This is a genomic window from Polynucleobacter tropicus (assembly GCF_013307225.1).
Lineage (GTDB): Bacteria > Pseudomonadota > Gammaproteobacteria > Burkholderiales > Burkholderiaceae > Polynucleobacter > Polynucleobacter tropicus.
On sequence record NZ_CP028942.1, the window covers coordinates 1,285,054 to 1,310,240 of the forward strand.

Sequence of the window (25,187 nt, forward strand, 5' to 3'; positions counted from 1 at the left end):
TGTCGAATTATTGACAATTTCTATCCTATTGATTCTAAAGGCAATAATGAAACAGAAAGGCTCATAACTGCCCCCAAAGCCTTAGAACTCGGCATGAACCCTAAAGGAGAGCACATTTACTGGACCACGCGCAGCGTTATAGGCTGGGTTAATGATGTGCTGATAGTTCAAACCAAGGAGTACGTTTTGCACTAATAAAGCGTTGTAGTACAGCTCACTCACTTGTTCTGGCTTATAGCTAATTGTTTGCGCAGGACCAGCATAAGGATATGGCGTATCACCCACAAAGTTAGAGATACCGCCTGCTTGTAAATATCCTCGACGATTTGCCAAAAGACCATTGAGCATCGCTGACACACCAATCGTGTCTTTTGCTCTACCCCAGCGCTCACCATTAATACCCATACCCACAGACAGCGATTGATCTGCTTCAGCAAATGCCATCGTCTCTGTATGGCCATCTGATGTAAACGCTCTCATATACACGCCCATGTCTTTTGTTAATGCTTGTTCAGCATTCACACCAATACCCGTTTTGTATTGGTAGTTGTTGCGTACATTATTGATTGCTTGAGTACCTTGAGCGTTATTCGCAATTAGGTAATTTGTCGCATCGGCATAGCGCGCCATGATCATGCGATTGCGATAACCCAGCACACTCACCTTGCCTGGCAAATCACCGATGTTATGCTGGCGCTCTACTTCAAGCTGATCACCATAGGCATTAAAGATCTGCCAATTTAATTCCCTACCATTGGGTAGCTTGGGAGTAATCATTCGCGAAGCTCTAAAGACCCAGTTATCACGGTACCACTCGCCCGCCAAGCCCCAGCTGTAGCCACGCGCATCGGCAGCGTAGTCATAGGCCAAGTAGGTCATGTTGCCCCAGTTCATAAACTGCACACGAGGGTCTTTAGCGTAACGACTATCGTCAAAAATATCTAAAGTAGAAAACTGACCTGCAGTAATCACAAAACGATTGCTGCTGACAATTTGGCTGATCTGGTTTGCGTCATTAGCCAACTCAACTTTGCTACCTTCTTGATTGATTGTTTGGCGCAAGAAAGCGCGTGCAGAATAAAAGTGCGCTTGAGCACCTTGCGCGCGAGTAGCTTCACCGTTGGTAAATCCACCAAAGCCAGTCAAGCCAGAAAATGGCACACCAGATACAACCTCTGGATTGAGATAGATATCAGTGTTCTCAGCAAGACGCGCACCTAAAAACAAAGTACCTGACCAGGTGTAGCTCATCGACTTATTAGGCGACAAACTGTTTTGTCCTTGGTATGGTGAATTAAATGCGTTGTAGCGTTGATTGATGTAGGTGGTTTGCCCATGCACGTTTACTGGCAAACCAAAAATATCACCCTCGGTTGGCAGCCAAGATAAGTCATCAGCAAAGCTGGCAATCTGGTCAGCACCTGACCCTGCCCTTTGCGCATACGCAAAAGCAGTCACAAAACTTAGCAGGAGAATGAGCAAAATGTTGCGGATCATTCACAGTTTTCAGATTGCGTTGCCTAGTAACGAACACATGATCGTAGGGCAACAGATTGACAGAAATTCAAGCAGCTCATCGTCAAGAACATCAGGAATTGAAGCCTAAGGATGGCGCAGCCCAAATTATCCCCAAAAAGAGGTAATTTACCTAGCGTTTATGTCGATAGAGTGACAAAGGGACGACAAACGGGGATATGCAAGCTATGCAGGTTAGCTAGCCTGCATATTTAGTTGGCTTAGTTAGCCTGCTTAGCTGACCAGCGATAGATAACCTCAAGGGTTTGACCATTGTTGATCGGCTTGGCGCTAGATAAAACCATGCCGCCCTCAACTTCACGCCAATCAATATTCTTATCTACTAACTGGGCTAATTTGTTCGCATCATCCAAGACCTTGGAGCTCTCTGCCTTGGCGTTGATATCTTTGCCATTTTTATCAAAGAACACCTCGCGATCAGAAGCAACGAGATTTTGTGCGTCAGTCATGCCGCTTTTCTTTTGCTCGCTCGCATGCTCTAAATTAATGGAGATGATGCTAGCTGAGAGTGCGCTAGTAAACGCTTTTTTATCGGCAAAACTTTTAATCTGCATTTTGGCCGCTTTCTCACTACGCTTTTGCGCATCACTGACTGCGCCAGTAGCCGTTCCCCAAATTGGCATATACACAATAGACTCAACACTAGTAACTTTGCCATCTAACGTATACATAACCTGAACACCATCACGATCAAAATTGGATACTGCAATGCTTTGTGCACTCACACCCAAATTCGCAGTTGGATTAGAACTACACGCCAACAAAATAGATTGAGTAGCAAATAGCAAAGCGATGGTGGTTTTTTTCATAAGTTCTTTAGAATAAATATCAATTAGTAGCTATTAATTAATTGTGGGTAAAGCTAATTTGCGTTAATGGTGCATTAACGACGGTCCATTAAAGCTCTAGCAAGCGTGCCAGCATCAACGTACTCAAGCTCACCACCCACCGGAATACCGCGGGCGATACGCGTCACTTTGATGCCTTTGGTTTTAAGTACTTCACCAATGTAATGAGCAGTAGCTTCACCCTCACTCGTAAAGTTTGTCGCTAGCACTACTTCCCGAATCGGCACACCCGTATCTGGGTTTTCAATACGAGCTAGCAAGCGGTCAAAATGAATTTCGTTGGGACCCATACCATCGAGCGGTGAAATGCGACCCATAAGTACAAAGTAATTGCCTTTGAAACTCAGAGTTTGCTCAATCATCACTTGATCAGCAGGCGTCTCCACAATACACAGCAACGATGGATCACGGCGACCATCAGAACAGGTGGTGCATATCTGCGTTTCAGAAAACGTATTGCAACGAGTGCAATGACCTACGGTTTCTACGGCCTCACCAAGTGACTGCGCCAATACAGCAGCGCCATTGCGGTCATGTTGCAATAAATAGAAAGCCATGCGCTGAGCAGACTTGGGGCCTACTCCAGGCAATACCCGTAATGCCTCAATCAAACGACCAAGAGCATCGGTTGGAGCTTCGTGACGCGCCATGAACTTGAGTTATTTAGCTACTTAGTAAGTAACTTAGTTAGAAAGGCAACTTAAAGCCAGGAGGCATTGGCATGCCTGCAGTTGCGCCTGACATTAACTGTGCGCTAGCCGCTTCCACTTGCTTAAATGCTTCAGTGTATGCAGTCACAATGAGGTCTTCAAGCATTTCACGATCATCCATGGCACCTGGATCAATCTGTACACGCTTGAGCTCATACTTGCCAGAGACAGTCACTTTAACCAAACCACCTGCAGCTTGACCAGTCACTTCGAGTGCGGCTAACTCTGCTTGCGCGGTTTTCATCTTCTCTTGCATCTGCTGAGCTTGTTTCATCAAGCCAGCAAGTCCACCTTTCATCATGACTTCTTTTCCTTAGTGCTATGAATATGTTGAATATCTATTGAGTTAAAGAGCTTGCACTACAGTGGCTTCATAGCGGCTTTACTGAGCCACCAACCACTTTGGCACCAAACTCTTTTTCTAACTGCTGAATAAATGGATCGGCAGCAATCATTTGTTCTGCATTTAATCTTTTCTCTTGGTGTATCTGCGCATCTACCTTCGCTACGGTCTTGCCCTCTACTTCACCTTTTTCAATGACGACTTTGACAGTCTTGCCAAAGTGAGCAGTCAGTGCATCAGCCAAACGCGCAATTGATGAATCCGAAGCTAGTTGTGGCATCGGCGTGACAACGACTGCCTTAATGCCATTAGGTGAATCATTCCAATCTTGCAACTCCGTCTGAAATGCTAACTGTTGCACTAAACCGCGCACAGGCAGTTGGCGCATTAAGCCATGCCAATCAGGACGATCTACTGGGCCAGTGTTTGCAGGAGTAGTTTGTGTAGCTGGTGCTGGAGCAGCGACAGGCGCTTGAGCAGAAGCCTTGGGTGCTGAAGGTGCGGGCGCTGCAGGAGCGGAACGGTTTGCTGGTGCTGCCGGCGATGTTGATACTGGACGCGCTGTGTTTACTGGTGGCGCTGATGGTGCAGATCCACTTACGCTTCCTGCACTACTGCCTGGACGAAACGCCAACATGCGCAACAAAGTCATGGCAAAGCCAGTTTGCTCATCCGGCGCGAGTGATAAATCTGGGCGACTAGTAATGGTAATTTGATAAAAGAGCTGCGCCTCTTCTTTAGTCAGTTGTCCTGCTAAGCGACGAATCTCTGGTGCTTCTGGCCAATCGTCTAATACAGACTCAGGCACGACTTGTGCTGCTGCAATCTTTTGCAACAAACTCGATAAATCTTGCAATGCCAATGAAAAAGACATACTGCGCTCACCCATTTCATTAGCAACCGCTAAAAGGGTTGCGCCATCTTTAGCAATTAAGCAATCCAAAATCCGAATGAGATAAGCATCATCTAGTGTGCCAAGCATCCCGCGCACAGATTCTTCGGTAACTTTGCCAGCGGCATAGGCAATGGCTTGATCTGTAAGTGAGAGGGCATCACGCATCGAACCTTGGGCTGCTTTTGCCAACACACGCAAGGCATTGACTTCGTAATCGACTTTCTCTGCAGCAAGTACTTTTTCTAAATGCTCAACGATGAGCGGTACTGGCATTTGCTTGAGGTTGAACTGCAAGCAGCGAGACAAAATGGTGACTGGTATTTTTTGCGGATCAGTAGTCGCCAGAATAAATTTGACGTGCTCTGGCGGCTCTTCTAAGGTCTTGAGCATGGCATTAAAGGCATGATTGGTGAGCATATGCACCTCGTCAATCATGTACACCTTATAGCGACCACTGCTTGGCGCGTATGCCGCCTTCTCTAATAAAGAAGCAATATCGTCCACACCACGATTACTAGCCGCATCCATCTCGATATAGTCAACAAAACGACCGGCATCAATTTCCATGCAAGCTGGACATTTTCCGCAAGGCTCTGAAGTCATCTTTCCAGAACCATCAGCACCAGTGCAATTGAGTGCTTTTGCCATGATTCGAGAAATCGTGGTCTTGCCTACTCCACGGGTACCCGTAAATAACCAAGCATGATGCAAACGACCTTGATCCAATGCATGGGTTAAAGCTTTAACCACATGGTCTTGACCAATGAGTTCAGAGAATGTTTTGGGGCGCCACGAACGGGCTAATGCCAGTGCTGTCATGCCTTCCATTCTAACAAGCTAAAATGGGAATTGGATGGGCCTCCCCGCATGGTGGGTTGGATAACCTGGTCAGGTCGGGAACGAAGCAGCCAAACCCAATTTCTGCCAGTGCCGGGGGCTTGGCTCATCCACCCTTCCCCAGTGCAAATTCAGCTTATTTTTTTGGCACTAACAAGAGGCGCATCAATGCATCGCGCGCCTCTGGCACTTTAAGTTGATCCGCAATATTTAATAGCTCGGTTGCCTTGGCGATGTTTTGCTTAAATTCCATGACTAAGCCATAGTTATATATAGCAACGCCATTTTTACGCTTGACCTCTAAATCGAGCTCGTAAAAGAGTCGATCTAATTGACGCTCTTGTAATTGATTGCTCCAAGCCATTTCACAGCATTTACGAAAGGTGCGCTCATAGCCCGCACTCTCAATCGTGAAAAAGAGATCAAATGCCTGTGGGTATAGCCCCAGATTTTGACAACGCAATCCTTCTGCAAAGTCGGGGTTATTAAAGTAAGACAGATCAGTCATGGCAGGGGTTCAAAGCAATCAAAGGACGAGATGGCAATACTAACCCGAATCTAGGGAAATGTAGCTTTGCCAGCCTTACCGCCCCCCTCACAGCCCCTCGCAGCCAATTACTTCCAAAAACACTCCATCCGCCGATCTATTCCGGCGGCATAGTCGTGATACACCCAGCGATTGCATATGCCTTGGTCAACTAATACAAATAGCGCCAAACCTAATATGGCAAATGCAATCAACCACTTGAGAGTTCGATTGGGCGTTTGATTCGAGGACTTTGACATGATTTATCTAGCCCGTCTTTTTGTTGCAAATTGACGCATGTGTAATTCTTCTAGCGCGGCTGCTAAAAAGAGCTCTTCCTCTTTCGCCTTTTGGGCTTTTTCATCTAAAACTGCTTTACCTGTTTTGACTTGCCCCTCTCCCAATAAATCATCCAAGGTCTTTTTGACCCTGAGTGGTTTTATTGATCGTAATGGTTGAAGGCTTTCGGGCATGCGGCTATTTTATTTTTAAATTGCGGCTAGAAGCTAGAGGCACTGCGATCTAAAGTATCTTTAAAAAGCTCAAAATCCCCCAAATGAACCAAAAGATGACTAAAACCATGACGGTTCTTACGTCTAACTGAATCTTAAAGAGACGTAATGTTTTATGAGTGCACTCAACAGATACTTGCAAAACGAACCCTCCTATATATAGAAAGGTTCAGCGTAGTCAAATCAGAAGGGAATCAAAAGAGATTAAAGATGAAATAGCTGTAGGAAAGGGATTAAATAGCCCTCGCAAAAATCCGGCACTCCCAAGGCTCGGCAAATAACTCGAACAGCAACAACATGGCAATATCCTTAAATCGCTTGGCAACTACTGGAATACAAGAGCACTTAAGAATCCCTGCTTCACCAATAGCTCATTCGCTTTATTGATTGCTAGGTCAAGCTGAGTTTCTTTGGTTGTAGCCCTAATCCACTTGTTATCCACCTTATAGCGACATTGCCACACGGCACTATGTTCACGTTGGTACAGGGTTAGGTTACGGTGTATGAGTTGATGTGTACTTTCTTTTTTAATTGCCATACACATACTGTAGCTTCTGAGCACCAGCTAGAGCAACCTAATTGGATGAATTACTAAGGTCAATTTGGCCAAAAGAATGAGTGGCTAAGTTATGGCGAATAGTGGAAGAGTTTGGGGAATTATTGAGGCTAATTACCTTGCATGTGGGCACAGCAGTCATCTAGCCAACCCTTTACTCTTGCCCTTAAATATGCCGACCCGGAAGCCATTTTAAATTCGGCCCGAGAATTACACCTCTTAGCGAGCTCCATGCATTTTTCTTTTGTCCACAATCTTTGCCCTACAGTTTTACGGCCATCGGGCTCCATATGAGCCGTGCATTCCTCAATCCACCCATTCTTAGAAGCTATTGAATAACCGCTTCTTTTTGCTTGCTGCCATTCAGTCTTTGTTTTGTATTGCCGAGCATCTTCAATACAAGTGCTTAGTGTCCAGTAATTCTTTTTATGGAGCTGTCTATCCATATGGCTTGAGCATTCCTCAAGCCATTTCTTTTTAAAAGCTGCTTGATAACTACCGGCACTACCCGTCTGCCATTCTTTAATGGTTGAGTACTTTTTTGCCTCTGAAATACACGTTTCTTTTGTCCACTTAAGCTTATTTTTAACCTTAAGCATCTCTGCTTTTGTTAAAGCTCTTTTAATTAAGTCGATAGAAAGGCTATTCTTTTTTGCAATCGATTTAAGCTCTTTAATTACCTTCTCACAGATTTCCTCTTTTGACTTAATTTCCCACTGTTTTATCTCTAAATAATTAATACCATGATCTTTAGCCCATGTCTTTTTAAATAAATCTCGAGCCTGAATTCCTCGAGCGTCGGAATCATTTCTGCCCCAACCTATTAAATGTTGTTCCCCATGAAATTCAATCACTAAGTTGTAATCAGGCAAATAGAAATCAAATGGTCTGCGTGAGATCTCTGCACCATCTTTAAAGCGATATTCCATTTCGTAACATACGTCATGTGAAAGCAAAGCCTCTAAAACAGATGCCGGACCAAACCACATACCGCTTGGCTCCATATGCTCACAGCACTGAACTAACCACTTTTCCTTATTTGCCTTAGAAAAGGATGCTCGATGCTCCAACCTCCACTGAACCTTTGTCTTATATTTCTCCGCCTGCTCCTGGCAACGCTCTAGCGTCCAATAACCATCAGGCATTCGATCTGATGACATATGAACGGCACATTCTTCAAGCCATTTATTTTTAGCTGCCCAACGATAGCTTAATGGCGAACCTCTTTGCCACTCTGTTCGGGTGACATATTGGATAGCCTCGGCTTTACAATGCTCAAGGTTATTCCAATAGCCATTAGGTAGCTTGGATCTTTTCTGCATGATTATTTAATGTATACCAAGCTAGTGAACCCATAACCGTTACTTAAAGTAACGCTCAAAAAAATACCGGCCCGAAGTTTGGTATTTTCATTTTTAGTAGGCCCGCCGGGATATAAAGCCTGCCTCTAGGCACCTAGATTGTGATTAGGCTCAACAGATAAGTCAAAGGAATCCTGAGTCCATTGCTCAAAATACTTTAACCTCACCCTATCATCTAATCCTAGTACATCTCGCACGAATAGCTCAGTGTTACCCGCCCCCACCAAAACAGTGGGTCCTAAATATTGATCATCTGCAAATTCACGGAGAATTGACTCCTCGCGTTTAGCTGCCTCTTCCCCACGTTCAAAATACCAAGTTTGAAGCGTCCTAATTCTTTCCATATCAACCCTAGGAAAGCGCTGATGAACTGTTAGATTGGTAATCCCAATTTTATATAACGTTTCGTTATTGTCCGTTAACACAGCCAGGTAATACAGCGTGCCGGGCTTAGTCTGATCAAAACCAGATACAGCGCAACCTGGACAGCCCGTCTCTTTAATGTGATTCATTGGCATTTGCCAAAATGACCCATGCTCCTTACAAATCAACTCAACCTTGTCATGATTGGTTATGTATTGCGCTCTTGAATAGTCATACTTGTCGCCATGCCGTAATTTAGATTTTTCAATAAACTCTTCTGTTGTTAGTCTTAATGCATCAAATACACATTGTTTACAGCCATTTTTGCGCCCCCGAACATGACTTAGTGGCAATTGCCAAAATGATCCATGTTGTCTACAAATGATCTCGACTTTTTCTTTACCATTTATATAAAGAGTCTTTGTGTAGTCATACTTGTCACCATGTGCCGCTCTAGCAAGCTGCAAAAACTCTTCTGTCGTAAATCTTTGCTTTTCAATATTGCATACAGGGCAACCATTACCGCCCAAGACGCTTGCTAATCCAACCTCCCACTCATGCCCTTTTTTACATCTGAAGGTGGACTTATTTTTAGTGCCTTGATACGAGCTAATCATTTGAATACCTCTTGGTTTGAGGCGCTCATTGATAACCGCGTCATCTAATTTGGCATTCTTAGCACAATGCGGACAACCTGAATGGTGATTAAGAACTGTATTAATTTCAGCTCTCCACTCATGACCAAAATCACAAGCAAACGTGACTTTATTTCGTAAGCCCAGTTGATCACCCAGCAGTCGAATACCTCGGCCCTCTAGTCGCTTCTCAATATCTGACTTAGTTAGTTTTACATTTCCAGCGCAATGAGGACATCCAAAACCAGAATTAATAATGTATCTAGGCTGAGCAGACCACTCATGGCCTTTAGAACATCTGAACAATGTATGAGTGTTCGCGTTTATATATTCACCCACGAGCGCAAACCCACGTTCATTCAAACGTGCATTCACTACATCCAATTTCAGCTTCGGTGGCATCTATATAAAAACTAATTAGTTATGGATTTAATATTAGCTTTGTCTTAATCAAAACACAAAACCCCCACCACTTCTGATGAGGGTTTGCTTTTCTGGTGGGCCCACCAGGACTTGAACCTGGGACCAAAGGATTATGAGTCCTCTGCTCTAACCAACTCAACAATTAGGGGTGACAAACAAGAATAAGCATGAGCTTCGACTTCCTGCAACTTACTTTTTCGATAAAAAACCCACCTTTTGGTGGGTTTGAGCTTCAAACCACCCCCTAAACGCTTTTCTAGCCAGCAACTTCCAAGTATTGCCCTCTTTTTTCCAGACATAGAAAATATTGAGATTTAATTGACTTCATTTTTATCTCCTGGGATTTGGTCTATCTTTTATATATTTAGTTTTTGCTTTAATTCTGATGATCTATTTGACAGTACCTGGTACGCCAACTTTTACTTTTCCAGTCTTTGTATAACTAACCAAGTTCTCAAAAACCAACTCACTCATGGCTTGGCGTGTTTCATGGGTTGCACTAGCCACATGGGGCAACAGAACAACGTTATCTAGCTCAAGTAATTGATTGGGAATATTGGGCTCATCTTTGTAGACATCCAAACCTGCACCAGCAATGCGCTTTTCTTTTAATGCTTTAGCCAAAGCAAGTTCATCAACCACGGTGCCACGGGCGATATTAATGAGATAGCCCTTTGGTCCCAATACCTCGAATACTTCAGTGGATACTAGATTTGCAGTCTCCTCTCCACCAGCGCTAGCCACCACCAAGAAATCGCACCACTTTGCTAGCTCAATTAATGAAGGCTCATATTGATATGGCACTTCTGAATTTTGTTTGCGATTGTGATACCGAATCTCCATATCAAAACCGCTTGCACGCTTAGCGATGACTTGACCAATTCGGCCTAGACCTAATATGCCAAGCTTCTTACCACTTACTCTAGTGGTCATTGGGTAAGGCCCTTTTAGCCATTGCCCTTCTCTAGCATAGCGATCTGCAGCACTGATTTGTCTAGCTACATCAATAAGTAAGCCAAAGGCAATATCAGCTACACAGTCATTTAATACATTGGGTGTGTAACCCACTTGTATGCCACGACTCTTCGCTGCATCAATAGCTACCTTGTCATAGCCCACCCCAAAGCTAGAAATCACTTTCAAAGATGGAAGCTTTTGGATCAGCGCTTCACTGACGCCCACCGCGGCCCGCGAGACAACAGCCTCATACTCAGCACCATGCTTAGCTAAGAATACTTCTGGATCTTTTTCGCTCCAAAGTGGAAATACATCAAAGCGACTCTTGAGCTGATTTTCTAACCACTCTGGCAAGGTGCTGTTTTGAATAACTTTTAGCTTTGTCATGAATTATTCAATTTGAATATTGGCTTCTTTAATCACCTTGGCGTATCGCACACGATCAGACTCGATGCGCGCTTTAAATGCTGCTGGAGTCATTGCCAACGGTGTAGCGCCCTGCTGAATCAGGGTTTTCTTTACTTCTGGATCATTAATCACAGTTTTTAGATCGGCTGAAATTTGATCAGCAATCGCATTGGATGTTCCGCTTGGTGCCACCATACCAATCCATGAGCTGGTATCAAACCCTGGCAAAGCCGCTTCAGCAATAGTTGGCAACTCTGGCAATGCAGGCGATTTTGTGAGCGAGCTGACCGCCAAGCCTCGCAGCTTGCCTGTCTTTACCGAACCAATCGACTCAAGTACAGTTGCAAAGTACATATCCACATGACCAGCCATCACGTCTGCCGCTGCTGGGCCACCACCTTTGTATGGCACGTGCAATAACTGAATACCGGCAGCTTTTTCAAACATCTCTGCTGCAATGTGTGGCCCACCGCCACTACCAGAACTTGCGTAACTCACTTTTCCTGGTTTTGCCTTGGCAATTGCAATTAATTCTTTTGTGCTATTTGCCGGAAAACTTGGGGTTACCAATAAGACATAAGGCAATTCAGCGATCATGCTGATTGGTGAAAAGGCTTTCTCCCAATCGTATGGCATCTTTTTATACAGCGATGGGTTAATAGATAAAGTGCCGACATTACCAATCAATAATGTGTAACCGTCTGGCTTTGCTCTACTCACATACTCAGAGCCCAGCATGCCAGAGGCGCCTGCCTTATTTTCCACAACGACAGATTGCCCCCATTTCACTGAAAGCTTTTGTGCAATTAAGCGTGCGCCAGCATCTGTTCCACCCCCAGGAGGAAATGGCACCACGATGGTGACCGGTCTATTCGGAAATACCTCGCCAGCACCTTGTGCCCATGACGAAGCATTACTGATGGCGATACAGGCCACCATGAATAGTGGAATAAATTTACGCATATTGTCTCCTCAACCTACTTTTTTATTCATGCATTCGCATTGCAAATGCATTAGTCCAACTTAATGTTGTTTTCTTTAATAACTTTGCCCCAGGCATTTACTTCCTGCTGTAGCCACTTGCCAAATTCAGCCGGGCTCATTGGGTAAGCATCAGCACCCGCAGTCTTTAATGCCTCTTTTACCTCTGGCAATTTCATGGCCTTTAGTATTTCGGCATTGAGTTTGGCTACAACGGCAGGAGGTGTGCCAGCTGGCGCCAACACTCCTTGCCAGCTACCAGTCAAAAATCCAGGAAGTGTTTCAGCAATGGTTGGTGTATTGGCAAACTGCTCTAGACGTTTTGCGCTAGAGACAGCAACCAACTTGATAAGACCGCTTTTGACATGTGGGTAAGTAGCCGTCATGCCATTAAAGGTTAGATCAACCTGCCCTGCGCCCAAGTCAGTAATAGCTTGTGCACCACCTTTATATGGAATATAGGCCCACTCAATGCCAGCCTGCTTGGCAAACACTACCCCAGCCAAATGGTTTGCGCTACCACTGCCAGCAGCTGATGCGAAATTGAGTTTGCCGGGATTTTTCTTGGCATAGACAATCAACTCAGGAACAGTATTAAATGGCATCTTATTGTTTGCCACTAATAAATGTGGCGAGTACGCCACCATCGTGATCGGAGCGAAATCCTTGGTGACATTAAATGGCAAGTTTGGATACAACGTTTGACTAATAGACAAAGTACCCACATCCATCAATACCAATGTGTAGCCATCGGGTGCAGCCCTTGCCACCATTTCAGCGCCTAAGTTACCGCTAGCGCCTGGTTTGTTATCCACAACTACCATTTGACCCATTGCATCGCCAATTTTTTGACCGATTAAACGAGCTAATACATCAGAGGTGCCTCCTGCCGGAAACGGAACAATGATTTTGATGGGCTTATTTGGATAGGAGCTTGCGGCACTTGGATTGCCTTGCGCTAATGCGGTTCCACAAACTATGCAAATAAACAATAAGAAAAGGGATTGCAATTTTTTCATTTACTTTCCATTGATGAGCTTGGGAATGTTGATGCCATTGTCTTTTAACGCCAGCGGCAATAGATCGACTGGGACATCCTGATAACAAACCGGACGCAAGAAACGCCAAATGGCTTCCGTACCTACCGAAGTCGTTCTACTATCAGATGTTGCTGGGAATGGGCCACCGTGCACCATGGCATGGCAAACCTCAACACCAGTTGGATAACCATTAAAGAGAATGCGACCTACTTTGCGCTCTAGGATACTCAGAAGTTTTTTAATGAACACCTTGTCATCATTTGGCTCCATCAATACTGTCGCCGTTAACTGCCCTTCTAAGCTCTTAGTAAGCTCAAGGACTTCATCATCGGTTTTGCATTTAATGATGAGTGAGCTAGAGCCAAATACTTCATCACGTAATGCATGATCTTGTAGGAAGGCTTTGGCATTTGTGACAAAGAGGTTTGCGCGACATTGATTTGGTCCACTAGCTTCTTTAGCTTGAGCAATTTCTTGCACATTGCTGTTCGCCTTCAACCTAGCCACTCCAGACTCATAAGCTTGGTGGATTCCAGGGGTAAGCATGATGCTTGGAGTAGAGGTCGATACGAGCTCCGCTACTTTGCCAATGAATGCATCGAGCTCTGGGGCCTCTTTCACAATTAATAAGCCTGGATTGGTGCAGAACTGACCCGAACCCATTAATAAGGAGTTCACAAAACCTGTAGCAATCGCGTCTGCACGATTTTTCAATGCTTCTGGTAGTAAATAAACCGGATTAATACTGCTCATCTCCGCATAAACAGGAATTGGTTCAGGTCTTGCTGCAGCAATTTTCATGAGCGCCACACCGCCTGAACGTGAGCCCGTAAATCCAACTGCCTTAATTCTGGAATCAGCGACTAATGCAGATCCAATATCGGCACCCGAACCAAACAGTAATGAAAAAGTTCCTTCTGGCATATTGCATGTCTTCACGGCTTCCTGAATGGCCTTTCCAACCAACTCAGATGTACCAGGATGAGCAGAATGTCCTTTAACAACGACTGGACAACCAGCAGCCAATGCCGAAGCAGTATCTCCACCCGCCACAGAAAATGCTAAAGGAAAGTTGCTTGCGCCAAATACAGCAACTGGGCCCAATGGAATATGACGTAAACGCAAATCCGATCTTGGCAATGGTGTGCGCTCTGGCATAGCTGTATCAACTTTCACACCCAACCAACGCCCTGCTCGAACCTCTTCCGCAAAAAGCTTGAGCTGATTCATGGTGCGACCCAATTCGCCTTCAAGACGTGCTTTTGGCAAGCCAGACTCCAAACCTGCACGCTCAACAATCGCTGGGCCATTAGCCGCTAAATTAGAAGCGATTTGCTCTAAGAATTTTGCGCGGCTCTCTAAATCGGTTTCACGGTAAGCATCAAATGCTTGCTCGGCTAATGCGCAAGCGCGCTCAACTTCTTGTGCTCCTCCACCCAAGAATGCGGGTTCAAGATTTTCTCCAGTCGCAGGATTAATTCCGTAAATTGCTTTCTTAGAGCCTTGTACCAACTCTTTTCCAATAATCATATTTCCTGCGATTGTCATCTTGTTCTTTCGTTCTTTTAATTGGATTGATTTTGTATTAGCGCACCATGCATGGCATTTTGTTATTAAATTTCCAGTTTGGAATGAGGAACTGCATCGCAACGCCATCATCACGCGCGCCCAAAGCCTTTTCCTTGTAGAGACGATGCGCTTTTTCTACCTCTTGCATATCAAGCTCTACACCTAAGCCTGGCTTTTTAGGAACTAGCACATGACCACCTTTGATTTGGAATGGCTCTTTAGTCAGGCGCTGACCATCTTGCCAAATCCAGTGAGTATCAATTGCCGTGATATTTCCAGGAGCTGCTGCGGCTACATGCGTAAACATCGCCAATGAAATATCAAAATGGTTATTAGAGTGTGAGCCCCAAGTTAAACCCCATTCATTGCACATTTGCGCCACTCGCACTGAACCGGCCATTGTCCAGAAGTGCGGATCAGCCAAAGGAATATCCACCGATTGCAATTGAATGGAGTGCTGCATTTCACGCCAATCTGTTGCGACCATATTGGTTGCGGTTGGCAAACCAGTCGCACGGCGGAACTCAGCCATAACCTCGCGACCAGAGAACACGCCTTCAGCACCACAAGGGTCTTCTGCATAAGCTAGTACGCCATGCATATCACGCATTAGGCGAATAGCGTCTTTTAACAACCAACCGCCATTAGGATCCAGTGTTACTCGTGCATTTGGAAAACGCTTTGCTAAAGCAGTTACCGCCTCTACTTCAGCCTCACCTGCTAATACACCGCCCTTAAGCTTAAAGTCATTAAAGCCGTATTTTTCATAAGCAGCTTCAGCCAACTTCACAACGCCTTCTGGCGTCATTGCCGTCTCGTTACGAGCTCTAAACCAGGCATCCGCAGAATCCTTTTCCGAGCGATATGCCAAATCAGTTTTAGATTTATCCCCAATAAAGAAAAGATAGCCGAGCATCTCCACAGAATCACGCTGCTTCCCTTCGCCAAGCAATTCAGCAACTGGCACTCCAAGATGTTTACCCAATAAATCTAGATAGGCAGCCTCTAGCGCAGTGACTACGTGCACGGTAGTACGCAAGTCAAAGGTTTGTAAACCACGACCGCCGGCATCTAAGTTGGCAAATTTATCTCTTACGGCATTGAGAGCAGATTTATATGCACCAATAGATGAACCCATAACAATCTCTGCGGATTTTTTTAAGGTGTTCTCAATCTTTTCACCGCCAGGAACTTCACCTACGCCAACATTGCCAGAGCTATCTTTCAGAATCACAATGTTGCGGGTGAAATATGGGCCATGGGCACCACTGAGGTTCATGAGCATGCTATCTTCCCCTGCCACAGGGATAACAGTCACCTCGGTAATTTTTGGGGTATTTGAATTCATGGATTTCAGTAAATTTTTCTTATTTGTATTTGCAGTAAGTTCTGAAATTAATTAGCAGTGATATTGCGAGATTCAATAAGCTTTTTCCACTTAGCATTCTCTTGTGCTTGATATTGCGCAAATTGCTCAGGAGTATTCGCCACGACCTCATAACCAATATCAATAAATGATTTTTTCGTTTGCGGATCATTGAGGGCAAAAATGACTGATTTATAAATTTTTGCTTTTACATCCGGTTGCAAGCCTTTTGGCGCAAGAACAGCTTGCCATCCGTAAGCCACAACCTCTTTGTAACCCAGCTCAGAAAATGTTGGCACATTTGGCAGTACAGGAGAACGCTTGTTTGCAGCCAATGCAAGCGGACGCAACTTGCCGGCATTAATAAACTGAATAACAGAGTTCACATTAGCAAATAAAGCATCTAATTGACCACCGACAGCATCGGTAATGGCTGGGCCACCACCTTTATAAGGTACGTGAATTCCAGTGGTGCCTGTTTGTTGCCAGAAAATTTCAGTTGCCAAATGATCAGATGAACCGCTTCCAGAAGATCCGAATGACAACTTTCCTGGGTTTGCTTTTTCTGCCGCAATTAAATCAGCCAATGTTTTATATGGGGAGTTTGCTGGAACAACTAAAACATTAGGAGATTGCAAGCCCACCGTCAGATAGTCAAAGTCTGTTGCAGCGTTATAAGGAACACTAGGCAATAAGTGCGGGGCAATTACCAATGGTCCAAGTGATGTCACTAGCAAGGTGTATCCATCAGCTGGAGCACGCTTGACAAATCCTGCGCCTACAGTTCCTGTTGCACCAGGCTTGTTATCAACAATCACATTTTGACCAAGCACTTCCTGCATCTTTGGGGCAATGGCTCTCGCCATTCCATCAGTTGAGCCACCAGGAGGAAACGGAACAACAATAGTGATGACTTTATTTGGGTATGCTTGCGCCCAAATAACGGAACTAATTAAACAAATCAATAGTCCAAAAATAGCGTTAAGTAATTTTGAAAATTTCATGGTTCGTCTCCTGAATTTTTACTGTGGTCCTAATTTTTTAATCAATGTTGCCAACTCTTCATACTCAGTCGGCTTAAGATCTGTTAGCGGCGCACGTACTGGACCTGCGTCATGACCAACAATCTTCGCGCCTGCTTTAATGATGCTGACCGCATAACCTGGATCACGGTTACGAATCTTCAAATATGGCATGAAGAATTCACGCAGTAAGTGATGCTGAGTTTTGAGATCATCATTCTTCACAGCGTGGTAGAAATCCATGGCAGTTTTTGGAATGAAGTTAAATACCGCAGATGAATACACTGGCGTGCCCAATGCCTTATAGGCTGCAGCGTATACCTCGGCTGTAGGTAAGCCACCTAGGTATGAGAAACGGTCACCCATCTTCATGTAGATGGAAGACATGATTTCGATATTGCCCACGCCGTCTTTAAAGCCAATCAAATTAGGGCAACGATCCGCCAAAATGGCCAATGACTCAGGAGTGAGCTTAGTGACATTGCGGTTGTACACAATCACGCCAAATTTCACGCTCTTACACACCTGCTCTACGTGTGCAATCAAACCCTCTTGGCCTGCTTCCATTAAATAGTGCGGCAGTAACAAAATACCGTGGGCACCTTGACGCTCTGCTTCTTGTGCGCACTGAATAGCAAATCGAGTAGACCCGCCTGCCCCAGCAATAATAGGAACCTTCCCTTTGCAAGTTTGCACTGCGGTCTTGATGATCTCTGGATACTCTTGACCGTCGATTGAGAAAAACTCACCAGTACCACCTGCCGCGAACAATGCGCTTGCACCATAAGGGGCCAACCACTCCAAACGCTCGGCATATCCTTTTGCATTGAAATTGCCTTGTTGATCAAAATCCGTTACCGGAAAGGAAAGTAAGCCGTCTGAAACAATCTTTTTAAGGTCTTGCGGGTTCATTCAGGGTCCTTATGTATGAGTTTTTTTGCGAATTTGACAAATAATTTACGAATAAATGGTAGCGCTACCAAAGTAGATCAAATGTTAGCGATACCAAATTAGCTTGTCAACAGATTTTTTGTAGATTTGTAGGGGGTTTAGAGGGCTTTGGGCTTTTAAGCCGTATCGCGCTCAATGATTGAGAAGCCCACATCAACAATGGGTTCGGATACGGTTTTACCCTCTGCACGATCCATTAGGTATTGCGCAGCCAATTGGCCAATTTTTCCGCCATTGATTCGGACTGTAGTTAAGGCGGGGAGCATATCAGCAACAAACGGCACATCACCAAAACCCATGACGGCCATTTGATTGGGAACTTCTATATTCTGATGACGCGCCTCTGTTAACGCGCCAAGTGCTAGCAAATCTGAACTACAAAATACTGCATCGGTTTTGGGTGCATCAGCTAATATTTTTGCCATAGCCGCCCTACCACTATGAATCGATCGCTCTCCACCGACATTCACAACAAAAGGTGGCGGTAAACCAGCTTGAGCAATTGCTTCTTGGTATGCGACCGTTCTCCGATCCGCGCGCTCGTCACCAGCACGTATTACAGCTAAGTGCTTCTTGCCCTTTTGAATAAGATAATTGGCGACCGCTAAGCCAATATCCTTATGGGAGAAGCCGATCAGCATATCAATTGGCGTGGGCGTTAAATCCCAAGTTTCGACCACCGGAATACCTGATGCCATTAGGCGCGTCCTACCCTTACCGGGCTGCATTACTCCCGCCAAAAAAATACCGTCAGGACGTCTACCAATTACCGAATCTAATAACAGTTCTTCACGTTCCGATGAGTAATCCGACTGCCCCAGCATCAATTGATAACCAGAATCAAACAAAGTGTTGTTGAGGGCTTCAATAGTTTCATTAAAAACAGAGATCACCGTACTTGGCACAACTGCGGCAATTAACTTACTTCTTGAAGAAGCTAAGCCGCCAGCCATTCGATTAGGAACGTAGCCTGTTCGAGCTACCGCATCTTCCACCCTCTTAAGCAGCTCTGGTGATACTTGCTCAGGTTTATTGATAGCTCTTGAAGCTGTAATCGGCGAAACCCCAGCAAGGCGAGCAACATCATGCAAAGTAATTGCACCACTGCCACGTCGCGTACGCTTACTCGTTTCAGAATCACTCATGGGAAATATTGCATCTCATAATTGTTAGCGCTATCATTATAGCCAGAATCCATTGGATAAATCCATTTATTGCCCATAAATGAAGGAACTAGGCATGATACCGCTGACCATCAAGATGACCGAACAGGACAATGTCGCCATTGTTGCCAATGATGGTGGTTTACCGAAAGGTACAGCCCTTCCATCTGGGTTAGCTCTTAAAGAGCATGTTCCACAGGGCCATAAAGTAGCTTTGGTGGATCTGCCAAATGGATCCCCTGTTGTTCGATATGGCATTCCGATTGGCTATGCTGCGCAAGATATCCCTGCCGGAAGCTGGGTTAGCGAAGTCATTCTGAAAATGCCGGATGCACGGGAGTTGGATAACCTACCGATTGCGACAGTTAAACCTAAGCCGCAAGAGTCCCTAGAAGGCTATACCTTTGAAGGCTATCGCAACGCAGACGGTTCTGTGGGTACACGCAACATATTAGCCATCACCACTACCGTGCAATGCGTATCCGGCGTACTGGACTTTGCAGTTCAGCGCATTAAATCTGAATTGCTACCCAAATACCCAAATGTTGATGATGTGATTGGTATTGAACACACTTATGGTTGCGGCGTAGCAATTGATGCTGATGGCGCAGACATTCCGATTCGGACATTACGCAATATCAGCCTGAACCCAAACTTTGGTGGCGAAGTAATGGTTGTCAGTCTTGGCTGTGAAAAACTCCAACCTCAACGCCTTCTACCTCCAGGAAGCATCCCGATCAAAGGCTCGGCAGATGGCGAGCTGGATGTTGTGTGCCTGCAGGATGATGAGCATATTGGCTTTATGTCCATGATTAATTCCATTATGGAAACTGCGAAAAAGCATCTAGAAAAACTCAATGCACGCAAACGAGAGATTGTTCCAGCTAGCGAATTAGTTGTGGGTGTTCAGTGCGGTGGTAGCGACGCATTCTCGGGCGTAACTGCAAACCCCGCTGTAGGTTTTTGCACCGATCTCTTGGTGCGTGCTGGCGCCAGTGTGATGTTCTCTGAAGTTACTGAAGTGCGCGATGGTATTGATCAGCTCACCTCTCGCGCCACTACACCCGAAGTTGCACAAGCAATGATTGATCAAATGGCCTGGTACGACGCTTATCTTGCGCGCGGCAAAGTTGATCGCAGCGCCAACACTACTCCAGGAAATAAAAAAGGTGGTTTGTCGAACATTGTAGAAAAAGCAATGGGCTCAATTATTAAATCCGGCACCTCACCGATATCAGGAGTACTGGCTCCTGGCGATAAATTAAAGCAAAAAGGTTTAGTATTTGCGGCAACCCCAGCAAGCGACTTTATCTGCGGCACACTGCAATTGGCTGCAGGCATGAACTTACATGTCTTTACTACTGGTCGCGGCACTCCTTATGGCTTAGCAGCCGTACCCGTCATTAAAGTAGCCACTCGCACGGATTTAGCGCGCCGCTGGAATGATTTAATGGATATCAATGCCGGCAAGATCGCTGATGGCCAAGCAACTATTGAGGAACTGGGCTGGGAAATGTTTCACTTCATGTTAGATGTTGCCAGCGGAAAGAAACAAACATTCGCCGAACAATGGAAATTGCATAATGCAATTGCATTATTTAACCCCGCACCGGTAACCTAAGTTTCTTTGCCTGCGTGCCTGATTGCCCTGAAATAAAGCGATCAGATTTATTCCATGTTTTTGCCTTGCTCAACTAGGCCATCAAAAACTTTTTCCATCTTAGAATTCGTTCCGCGGATACCCAGAACTACCGCTTGAGCCCAAGCAAAATATTCTTGTCTACGCTTAAGATCCCAACCCGTGGGTGGCGAACTCAACATATCTCGTAAATTACATATCTTGTCAGCGAGTTTCACGAGCTTTGCCTCATGACTGGCAAATGGGGCATGCTCTACTTGCAAGCGCTTTCGCTCATCCTTTGGTAGCGATTTATCGTCGGAAACCTCGCTAACAATTGATGCCACTTTCTTACCAAAGCGGGCCATTAACTCATCTTCGGTAGTTTCCGTATCCTCAATAACATCATGCAGTAGCGCTGCACACAGAATATCCCAGGAAACTACTCCGCCCTCATTTACTAGAACATTTACAAGTTCAATTGGGTGGTTAATATAAGGCGTAATTTGCGCATCTTTGCGACGTTGATTTTTATGCTTCTCGGCGGCGAACGATAATGCATGAACAAAATGATTGATCATAGTGTCCTCATTATAAAGATTAGAGATGCACTATTAAATTTGCATTAGTAGGCATGCCCAAAAGTATGTTTGAGCCAAGCGCATACAGTAGCGCCCAAAAATCTATATCGAATCCCGGTTAAGTTCCCTTTGAAATTGCCACCTAACTCAAGAGTATTCATGGTGCATTTTGATAACGGTCATTTTTCCAAATACCCTCCCAACATCACAAGAGACTTGGTTGTATTTCAGATAAATATCAGAAGACGTACATCAGATTTGGGTGCCCTATTAACCCTAGGGCTAGTCATGACAAATGTTGCAGTGCGTTTTCTCTACCTCGCAAAATCAAGTACTTACGGCATGCCATATTTTGGTGCTCTGCAACGAGATTTCATCTCGTAAAAAATCAGAAAAATTCATAGACAAAACTTCTTAGACCCCTCAGCATGAACCTATGCTGATAACTCAGTTGAACATGTGTTCGGTCTTGTTTCGACACAACATGGGTCAAGGGATTTATTGGCAACCAAATAATGTGTTCTTGAGAATTCTTATGAATTGACCCAAGAATGCTTAACTTAGTAGAAATTAACGCGACGCAAAATTTACGTATGACTCAAATTCCTGATCAAGATTTCAGTGATTGGGGTGGTGACTAAAGCAAAGTAGAAGCATGATGTTTGATCAAAAGAAATCCACAAACTACCACTTGCAATTTAGCAATGAAATTGGCACGGGCTCTCAGGTGCTGGGCAACCTAGAAGGCAATGGACATTTTCGTGTGAGCGGGAATTTTATCGGCAATATCACTGAGGCCAAAGGCAGCAAGAGCACGCTTGTTATTGATAAAAACGGGGTTCTCAAAGGCGATATTCACTATACCAATCTGATCGTCGCCGGCAGAATCGATGGCTCAATCACGGTTGACGAAAAAATGGAAGTCTATCCTAGCGCTGTCATCCGCGGAGATATCCGCTATAAGATCTTAGACATTCATCCCGATGCAAAAGTTGATGGACTACTTTCATGCGCCGCGCTAGATAAGGTCAACTCTTCAGAGTCTGAAGTGCTTGAGCTTAAAACCAATAAAAAATCAGCTTAACTACTGCCAACTACTATTTAGAGGGTGATGTATGCCGTATCGGATTGCGCCAAAAAATGAATTTAATATTAGCGAGCGAATGACTTACCGCAAGGACAATAAAGAAATTCATTGCGGCTTTCTGTGGAAAACGGGGGCATTCATTACAAATCAGTCCCCTGACTTCTTAGATGATTATGAGGCAGATGTTGGTTTGAGCGTGAGTAGCCATGACTTTTCCGAGGTGAACCTTTCTGATGAAGGCAAAAAGCTCATTTACTTTTCGCCCACTACCTCTCAAGACGAGCAGAAGGTCATGACAGAAATATTTGAGAGCAGCAAAACCATTGATGATTTTGATATTGGCTTCCAACACAAAGGCTGGCAGCTAGTTGATGCCGATATTGTGATGTGGGGCGAACTATCAATCACAAGCCAAGAGTAAATCACATAAGCTAGCTAAAAAATAAAGCCACCCTAAGGTGGCTTTCAAAATCCAATCATGCGTGACTCTAAGCTACGTGTCGCAAAAATACAGGAATTGATTGCTCAATAGAATCTACTGAAAAAGATTGTGTGATTGGTTTTGATGAGATCGCTTCAATCGATTTTTTTATTGGATTAATAGTGACGCCCATTTTTTCGGCACAGTGCTGCACGTTAGCCTCAAATTGACTAATACTCTGACCGAATGCAAAAAAATTACCGTTTTCTAAATTCACAACTTGATTCACAGACAGGCCACTTAAATTAGCCAATCCAAGAATACTCATGCACTGTGATTCGCGCGACTTTTGCAACAACTTACCCAGTTCTTTTGCGCTTTTAATCTCAGTTAAATTTGCCATGTCTCCCTCAATTTATTTGAGCTCGGAGGGCAATCTTGCTTTTAGATGGCAACTCTGTCAATGGCTCTAGGGCTAATACCAAAAGAAAAAGCCAAGCGAGTGATCTTGCTTGGCTTCATCGTTTAGACGATTTTGGCTATATTGCTATGCAACAAAAACTTATTCATCTTTCATATTGGCGCTTTTCACAATCGGCTGCAGACGCTTACGCTCTTCATTCAAGAACTTAATAAAGTCCGCCTGTGAACCTGGCGCCGGTTCAATACCTTGCGGAATCAAGCGGGATTTCAGTGCATTGGTATCCAAAGATGCATTAATCGCCTGGTTCATCTTCGCAATGATCTCAGGCGAGGTACCTTTAGGCGCAAAGATACCTGACCAGTGGCCAATGAAAATATTGGGGTAACCCAACTCTTTAGTAGTTGGTACATTTGGCAAGCGGGTAATACGTTTGTTCCAAGTAGAAGCAATTGGCCTGAGTTTGCCACCTTCAATTTGTGGCAATACGACAACGCTGGCTTCTGAGGTTGCATCCACTTGCTTAGAAACTACGGCAAATACACCTTCTGATCCACTCTTATAAGGAATGATTTCATAATTGCCGCCACCAGCATAAAGCTTGAGCATCTCTGCCACAAAGTGTGGCGTGCTGCCCGAGCCTGCTGTGGCAAATGTCACGCCCGGTTTGTTCTTGGCTTTTGCCAAAAGATCTTTAAAGTTCTGGATTGGTGAATCACTATTCACCACAATGATCGATGGGCTAACAGCCATCATGCCTACAGGCACCAAATCTTCTTGCTTATAAGGCATGCTATTACGAAGCATCGGGATAGTTACAACGCCACCAGCTGCACCTGCGTAGAAGGTGTAACCATCTGGGGCACTCTTGGCGACATAATCGCCACCTAGCACAGAACCTGCGCCTGGCTTGTTCTCCACAATCACTGGTTGTCCTAATTGCTTACCCACTGCTTCCGCTACTGCGCGAGCTACTAAGTCATTTGCGCCGCCAGGACCAAAGCCCACCACAAACTTAATTGGACGATTAGGCCATGGGTCTGCAGCAAGCGCAGATGCAGCGACGAGTGTGGAAATAAACGCTATAAGAATTTTGGATATTTTCATGGTGAGTTAAGGTTGGTGATGGTGGTTGAATATTGATTGTGGATTGTTAATTGTGGATGCTTGGGTTTTTAAGAGAACTTCTTTTCTAATGCATCAAAAGCTTCTTTTTTAACGACACTTTGCCGCTCGGCAAAAGTGGCTACTAAATTAGGGTCTTCTTTTAGCTCGCCTGTTTTCTTTAAATGATTTAGGGCTTGGTTCATGCCATGCACCGCGCCTTGTAAGGCGGCATTGGCATACAGCACAATCCCAAAGCCCATTTGCGCTAGCTCTTGCTGAGAAAGTGATGGGGTTTTGCCACCAATCACCATATTAATTAGCTGAGGGCAATAAGTTTGGGAAGCAATGATCTTCATTTCTTCTACGCTCTCTGGCGCTTCTATGAAGGTCATATCAGCACCTGCTTGCGCATAGGCTTGTGAACGATCCAAAGCATCTTGTAATCCATTAATAGATCTAGCATCCGTTCTGGCAATGATTAAAAAGTCATCATGAACTCTAGCATCTACTGCTGCTTTGATTTTTCCGCACATCTCTTCTTTGCTAATAATGCTTTTGCCAGCAAAATGTCCGCAACGCTTTGGCATTGCTTGATCTTCTATTTGTACTGCGTTAGCGCCAGAGCGCTCTAGCACCTTTATGGTGTGATGCACATTTACGGCATTACCAAAACCAACGTCAATATCAACAATAAGCGGCAACCCAATCACATCTCGAATGGCGGCAGTGTGCGACGCAACATCATTCAGACTAATGAAGCCTAAATCAGGAATGCCGTAAAACTGATTAGTGAGACCTGCGCCACTTAAATAGACTGCTTCGAATCCAGCATCTTCAATGACCCTTGCCGCCAACGCATTACCAGCTCCAGGAACAAGCAATCCCCTTCTCTCATTAATGAGGCAGCGTAGCTTGGTACCCAAATAGGTTGAGCCATCTAGTTGTGGCAT

The 25,187-nt window shown here is 44.8% G+C and carries 26 protein-coding genes, 1 tRNA gene and 1 other RNA gene; 4 read left to right on the forward strand and 24 right to left on the reverse strand.

The window, feature by feature from the left end; translation table 11 throughout:
• Window positions 1-81: 81 nt before the first annotated feature.
• The 5 genes from DCO17_RS06620 to dnaX form a co-directional block, all read right to left on the reverse strand.
• Window positions 82-1,497 carry a carbohydrate porin gene (locus tag DCO17_RS06620; protein WP_173955964.1) on the reverse strand — a complete coding sequence of 472 codons (1,416 nt, stop codon included), beginning with the start codon at window positions 1,495-1,497 and terminating at the stop codon, window positions 82-84.
• Window positions 1,498-1,736: 239 nt separating this feature from the next.
• Window positions 1,737-2,345, reverse strand: a complete 609-nt coding sequence (locus tag DCO17_RS06625; protein WP_173955965.1) for a hypothetical protein — start codon at window positions 2,343-2,345, stop codon at window positions 1,737-1,739.
• A 74-nt stretch (window positions 2,346-2,419) separates the two neighbouring features.
• Window positions 2,420-3,034, reverse strand: coding sequence for a recombination mediator RecR (recR, locus tag DCO17_RS06630; protein WP_173955966.1), 615 nt, complete (start codon window positions 3,032-3,034; stop codon window positions 2,420-2,422).
• A 37-nt stretch (window positions 3,035-3,071) separates the two neighbouring features.
• Window positions 3,072-3,395, reverse strand: coding sequence for a YbaB/EbfC family nucleoid-associated protein (locus DCO17_RS06635; RefSeq protein WP_173955967.1), 324 nt, complete (start codon window positions 3,393-3,395; stop codon window positions 3,072-3,074).
• 70 nt (window positions 3,396-3,465) lie between these two features.
• Window positions 3,466-5,151: a DNA polymerase III subunit gamma/tau gene (gene dnaX / locus DCO17_RS06640; RefSeq protein ID WP_173955968.1), complete on the reverse strand. Its 1,686-nt coding sequence runs from the start codon at window positions 5,149-5,151 to the stop codon at window positions 3,466-3,468.
• Between the two features lie 33 nt (window positions 5,152-5,184).
• On the opposite strand from dnaX, the gene ffs reads away from it, so the two are divergent.
• An RNA gene (gene ffs, locus DCO17_RS06645) (signal recognition particle sRNA small type) lies at window positions 5,185-5,283 on the forward strand.
• A 22-nt stretch (window positions 5,284-5,305) separates the two neighbouring features.
• Here the strand turns inward: ffs and DCO17_RS06650 are convergent.
• From DCO17_RS06650 to DCO17_RS06720, 15 genes are all read right to left on the reverse strand, one after another.
• Window positions 5,306-5,677, reverse strand: a complete 372-nt coding sequence (locus tag DCO17_RS06650) for a hypothetical protein (RefSeq protein WP_173955969.1) — start codon at window positions 5,675-5,677, stop codon at window positions 5,306-5,308.
• 107 nt (window positions 5,678-5,784) lie between these two features.
• Complete coding sequence (locus DCO17_RS06655) at window positions 5,785-5,955, reverse strand: hypothetical protein (RefSeq protein WP_173955970.1); 171 nt, start codon at window positions 5,953-5,955, stop codon at window positions 5,785-5,787.
• 3 nt (window positions 5,956-5,958) lie between these two features.
• Window positions 5,959-6,168: a hypothetical protein gene (locus DCO17_RS06660; RefSeq protein ID WP_173955971.1), complete on the reverse strand. Its 210-nt coding sequence runs from the start codon at window positions 6,166-6,168 to the stop codon at window positions 5,959-5,961.
• Window positions 6,169-6,532: 364 nt separating this feature from the next.
• On the reverse strand, window positions 6,533-6,745 hold the full coding sequence (locus tag DCO17_RS06665) for a hypothetical protein (protein WP_173955972.1): 213 nt from the start codon (window positions 6,743-6,745) through the stop codon (window positions 6,533-6,535).
• 128 nt (window positions 6,746-6,873) lie between these two features.
• Entirely contained in the window at window positions 6,874-7,752 is an 879-nt protein-coding gene (locus DCO17_RS06670; protein ID WP_173955973.1) for a PDDEXK family nuclease, read from the reverse strand.
• A gap of 458 nt (window positions 7,753-8,210) precedes the next feature.
• Window positions 8,211-9,524 carry a DUF723 domain-containing protein gene (locus DCO17_RS06675; protein ID WP_173955974.1) on the reverse strand — a complete coding sequence of 438 codons (1,314 nt, stop codon included), beginning with the start codon at window positions 9,522-9,524 and terminating at the stop codon, window positions 8,211-8,213.
• Window positions 9,525-9,617: 93 nt separating this feature from the next.
• Window positions 9,618-9,689, reverse strand: a tRNA-Ile gene (locus DCO17_RS06680).
• A gap of 246 nt (window positions 9,690-9,935) precedes the next feature.
• Window positions 9,936-10,889, reverse strand: coding sequence for a 2-hydroxyacid dehydrogenase (locus tag DCO17_RS06685; RefSeq protein WP_173955975.1), 954 nt, complete (start codon window positions 10,887-10,889; stop codon window positions 9,936-9,938).
• Window positions 10,890-10,892: 3 nt separating this feature from the next.
• Window positions 10,893-11,873 (reverse strand): Bug family tripartite tricarboxylate transporter substrate binding protein, encoded by a 981-nt coding sequence (locus DCO17_RS06690; RefSeq protein WP_173955976.1) that lies wholly within the window; start codon window positions 11,871-11,873, stop codon window positions 10,893-10,895.
• Window positions 11,874-11,923: 50 nt separating this feature from the next.
• The gene (locus DCO17_RS06695) at window positions 11,924-12,910 is read right to left on the reverse strand and encodes a Bug family tripartite tricarboxylate transporter substrate binding protein (protein ID WP_173955977.1); all 987 of its coding nucleotides are present in this window, start codon (window positions 12,908-12,910) and stop codon (window positions 11,924-11,926) included.
• Window positions 12,911-14,479: an aldehyde dehydrogenase (NADP(+)) gene (locus tag DCO17_RS06700; protein WP_173955978.1), complete on the reverse strand. Its 1,569-nt coding sequence runs from the start codon at window positions 14,477-14,479 to the stop codon at window positions 12,911-12,913.
• 37 nt (window positions 14,480-14,516) lie between these two features.
• Window positions 14,517-15,848 (reverse strand): glucarate dehydratase, encoded by a 1,332-nt coding sequence (gene gudD / locus DCO17_RS06705; protein WP_173955979.1) that lies wholly within the window; start codon window positions 15,846-15,848, stop codon window positions 14,517-14,519.
• Between the two features lie 47 nt (window positions 15,849-15,895).
• Window positions 15,896-16,870, reverse strand: coding sequence for a Bug family tripartite tricarboxylate transporter substrate binding protein (locus DCO17_RS06710; RefSeq protein ID WP_173955980.1), 975 nt, complete (start codon window positions 16,868-16,870; stop codon window positions 15,896-15,898).
• Window positions 16,871-16,888: 18 nt separating this feature from the next.
• The gene (gene kdgD / locus DCO17_RS06715) at window positions 16,889-17,800 is read right to left on the reverse strand and encodes a 5-dehydro-4-deoxyglucarate dehydratase (protein WP_173955981.1); all 912 of its coding nucleotides are present in this window, start codon (window positions 17,798-17,800) and stop codon (window positions 16,889-16,891) included.
• Between the two features lie 155 nt (window positions 17,801-17,955).
• Window positions 17,956-18,984, reverse strand: a complete 1,029-nt coding sequence (locus tag DCO17_RS06720) for a LacI family DNA-binding transcriptional regulator (RefSeq protein WP_173955982.1) — start codon at window positions 18,982-18,984, stop codon at window positions 17,956-17,958.
• Between the two features lie 94 nt (window positions 18,985-19,078).
• On the opposite strand from DCO17_RS06720, the gene garD reads away from it, so the two are divergent.
• The gene (gene garD / locus DCO17_RS06725) at window positions 19,079-20,623 is read left to right on the forward strand and encodes a galactarate dehydratase (protein ID WP_217425406.1); all 1,545 of its coding nucleotides are present in this window, start codon (window positions 19,079-19,081) and stop codon (window positions 20,621-20,623) included.
• 47 nt (window positions 20,624-20,670) lie between these two features.
• Here the strand turns inward: garD and DCO17_RS06730 are convergent, their stop codons facing one another.
• A complete protein-coding gene (locus tag DCO17_RS06730; protein WP_173956737.1) occupies window positions 20,671-21,198 on the reverse strand; it encodes an HD domain-containing protein in 528 nt (175 codons plus the stop codon).
• A gap of 658 nt (window positions 21,199-21,856) precedes the next feature.
• Between DCO17_RS06730 and DCO17_RS06735 the strand changes: the two genes are divergently transcribed.
• Window positions 21,857-22,285: a bactofilin family protein gene (locus DCO17_RS06735; protein ID WP_173955984.1), complete on the forward strand. Its 429-nt coding sequence runs from the start codon at window positions 21,857-21,859 to the stop codon at window positions 22,283-22,285.
• Window positions 22,286-22,316: 31 nt separating this feature from the next.
• Window positions 22,317-22,709, forward strand: a complete 393-nt coding sequence (locus DCO17_RS06740) for a hypothetical protein (protein ID WP_173955985.1) — start codon at window positions 22,317-22,319, stop codon at window positions 22,707-22,709.
• 67 nt (window positions 22,710-22,776) lie between these two features.
• Here the strand turns inward: DCO17_RS06740 and DCO17_RS06745 are convergent, their stop codons facing one another.
• The 3 genes from DCO17_RS06745 to DCO17_RS06755 form a co-directional block, all read right to left on the reverse strand.
• Window positions 22,777-23,112, reverse strand: coding sequence for a helix-turn-helix domain-containing protein (locus DCO17_RS06745; RefSeq protein ID WP_173955986.1), 336 nt, complete (start codon window positions 23,110-23,112; stop codon window positions 22,777-22,779).
• Between the two features lie 159 nt (window positions 23,113-23,271).
• Window positions 23,272-24,237: a Bug family tripartite tricarboxylate transporter substrate binding protein gene (locus DCO17_RS06750; protein WP_173955987.1), complete on the reverse strand. Its 966-nt coding sequence runs from the start codon at window positions 24,235-24,237 to the stop codon at window positions 23,272-23,274.
• A 68-nt stretch (window positions 24,238-24,305) separates the two neighbouring features.
• On the reverse strand, window positions 24,306-25,187 hold the full coding sequence (locus tag DCO17_RS06755; RefSeq protein ID WP_173955988.1) for an isocitrate lyase/PEP mutase family protein: 882 nt from the start codon (window positions 25,185-25,187) through the stop codon (window positions 24,306-24,308).

Excerpts from the sequence above, each read along its gene's own strand:
- DCO17_RS06620 (WP_173955964.1), bottom strand. The coding sequence starts at position 1,497 with ATGATCCGCAACATTTTGCTCATTCTCCTGCTAAGTTTTGTGACTGCT.
- DCO17_RS06625 (WP_173955965.1), bottom strand. The coding sequence starts at position 2,345 with ATGAAAAAAACCACCATCGCTTTGCTATTTGCTACTCAATCTATTTTG.
- recR (WP_173955966.1), bottom strand. The coding sequence starts at position 3,034 with ATGGCGCGTCACGAAGCTCCAACCGATGCTCTTGGTCGTTTGATTGAG.
- DCO17_RS06635 (WP_173955967.1), bottom strand. The coding sequence starts at position 3,395 with ATGATGAAAGGTGGACTTGCTGGCTTGATGAAACAAGCTCAGCAGATG.
- dnaX (WP_173955968.1), bottom strand. The coding sequence starts at position 5,151 with ATGACAGCACTGGCATTAGCCCGTTCGTGGCGCCCCAAAACATTCTCT.
- DCO17_RS06650 (WP_173955969.1), bottom strand. The coding sequence starts at position 5,677 with ATGACTGATCTGTCTTACTTTAATAACCCCGACTTTGCAGAAGGATTG.
- DCO17_RS06655 (WP_173955970.1), bottom strand. The coding sequence starts at position 5,955 with ATGTCAAAGTCCTCGAATCAAACGCCCAATCGAACTCTCAAGTGGTTG.
- DCO17_RS06660 (WP_173955971.1), bottom strand. The coding sequence starts at position 6,168 with ATGCCCGAAAGCCTTCAACCATTACGATCAATAAAACCACTCAGGGTC.
- DCO17_RS06665 (WP_173955972.1), bottom strand. The coding sequence starts at position 6,745 with ATGGCAATTAAAAAAGAAAGTACACATCAACTCATACACCGTAACCTA.
- DCO17_RS06670 (WP_173955973.1), bottom strand. The coding sequence starts at position 7,752 with ATGTGGTTTGGTCCGGCATCTGTTTTAGAGGCTTTGCTTTCACATGAC.
- DCO17_RS06675 (WP_173955974.1), bottom strand. The coding sequence starts at position 9,524 with ATGCCACCGAAGCTGAAATTGGATGTAGTGAATGCACGTTTGAATGAA.
- DCO17_RS06685 (WP_173955975.1), bottom strand. The coding sequence starts at position 10,889 with ATGACAAAGCTAAAAGTTATTCAAAACAGCACCTTGCCAGAGTGGTTA.
- DCO17_RS06690 (WP_173955976.1), bottom strand. The coding sequence starts at position 11,873 with ATGCGTAAATTTATTCCACTATTCATGGTGGCCTGTATCGCCATCAGT.
- DCO17_RS06695 (WP_173955977.1), bottom strand. The coding sequence starts at position 12,910 with ATGAAAAAATTGCAATCCCTTTTCTTATTGTTTATTTGCATAGTTTGT.
- DCO17_RS06700 (WP_173955978.1), bottom strand. The coding sequence starts at position 14,479 with ATGACAATCGCAGGAAATATGATTATTGGAAAAGAGTTGGTACAAGGC.
- gudD (WP_173955979.1), bottom strand. The coding sequence starts at position 15,848 with ATGAATTCAAATACCCCAAAAATTACCGAGGTGACTGTTATCCCTGTG.
- DCO17_RS06710 (WP_173955980.1), bottom strand. The coding sequence starts at position 16,870 with ATGAAATTTTCAAAATTACTTAACGCTATTTTTGGACTATTGATTTGT.
- kdgD (WP_173955981.1), bottom strand. The coding sequence starts at position 17,800 with ATGAACCCGCAAGACCTTAAAAAGATTGTTTCAGACGGCTTACTTTCC.
- DCO17_RS06720 (WP_173955982.1), bottom strand. The coding sequence starts at position 18,984 with ATGAGTGATTCTGAAACGAGTAAGCGTACGCGACGTGGCAGTGGTGCA.
- garD (WP_217425406.1), top strand. The coding sequence starts at position 19,079 with ATGATACCGCTGACCATCAAGATGACCGAACAGGACAATGTCGCCATT.
- DCO17_RS06735 (WP_173955984.1), top strand. The coding sequence starts at position 21,857 with ATGATGTTTGATCAAAAGAAATCCACAAACTACCACTTGCAATTTAGC.
- DCO17_RS06740 (WP_173955985.1), top strand. The coding sequence starts at position 22,317 with ATGCCGTATCGGATTGCGCCAAAAAATGAATTTAATATTAGCGAGCGA.
- DCO17_RS06745 (WP_173955986.1), bottom strand. The coding sequence starts at position 23,112 with ATGGCAAATTTAACTGAGATTAAAAGCGCAAAAGAACTGGGTAAGTTG.
- DCO17_RS06750 (WP_173955987.1), bottom strand. The coding sequence starts at position 24,237 with ATGAAAATATCCAAAATTCTTATAGCGTTTATTTCCACACTCGTCGCT.
- DCO17_RS06755 (WP_173955988.1), bottom strand. The coding sequence starts at position 25,187 with ATGCCACAACTAGATGGCTCAACCTATTTGGGTACCAAGCTACGCTGC.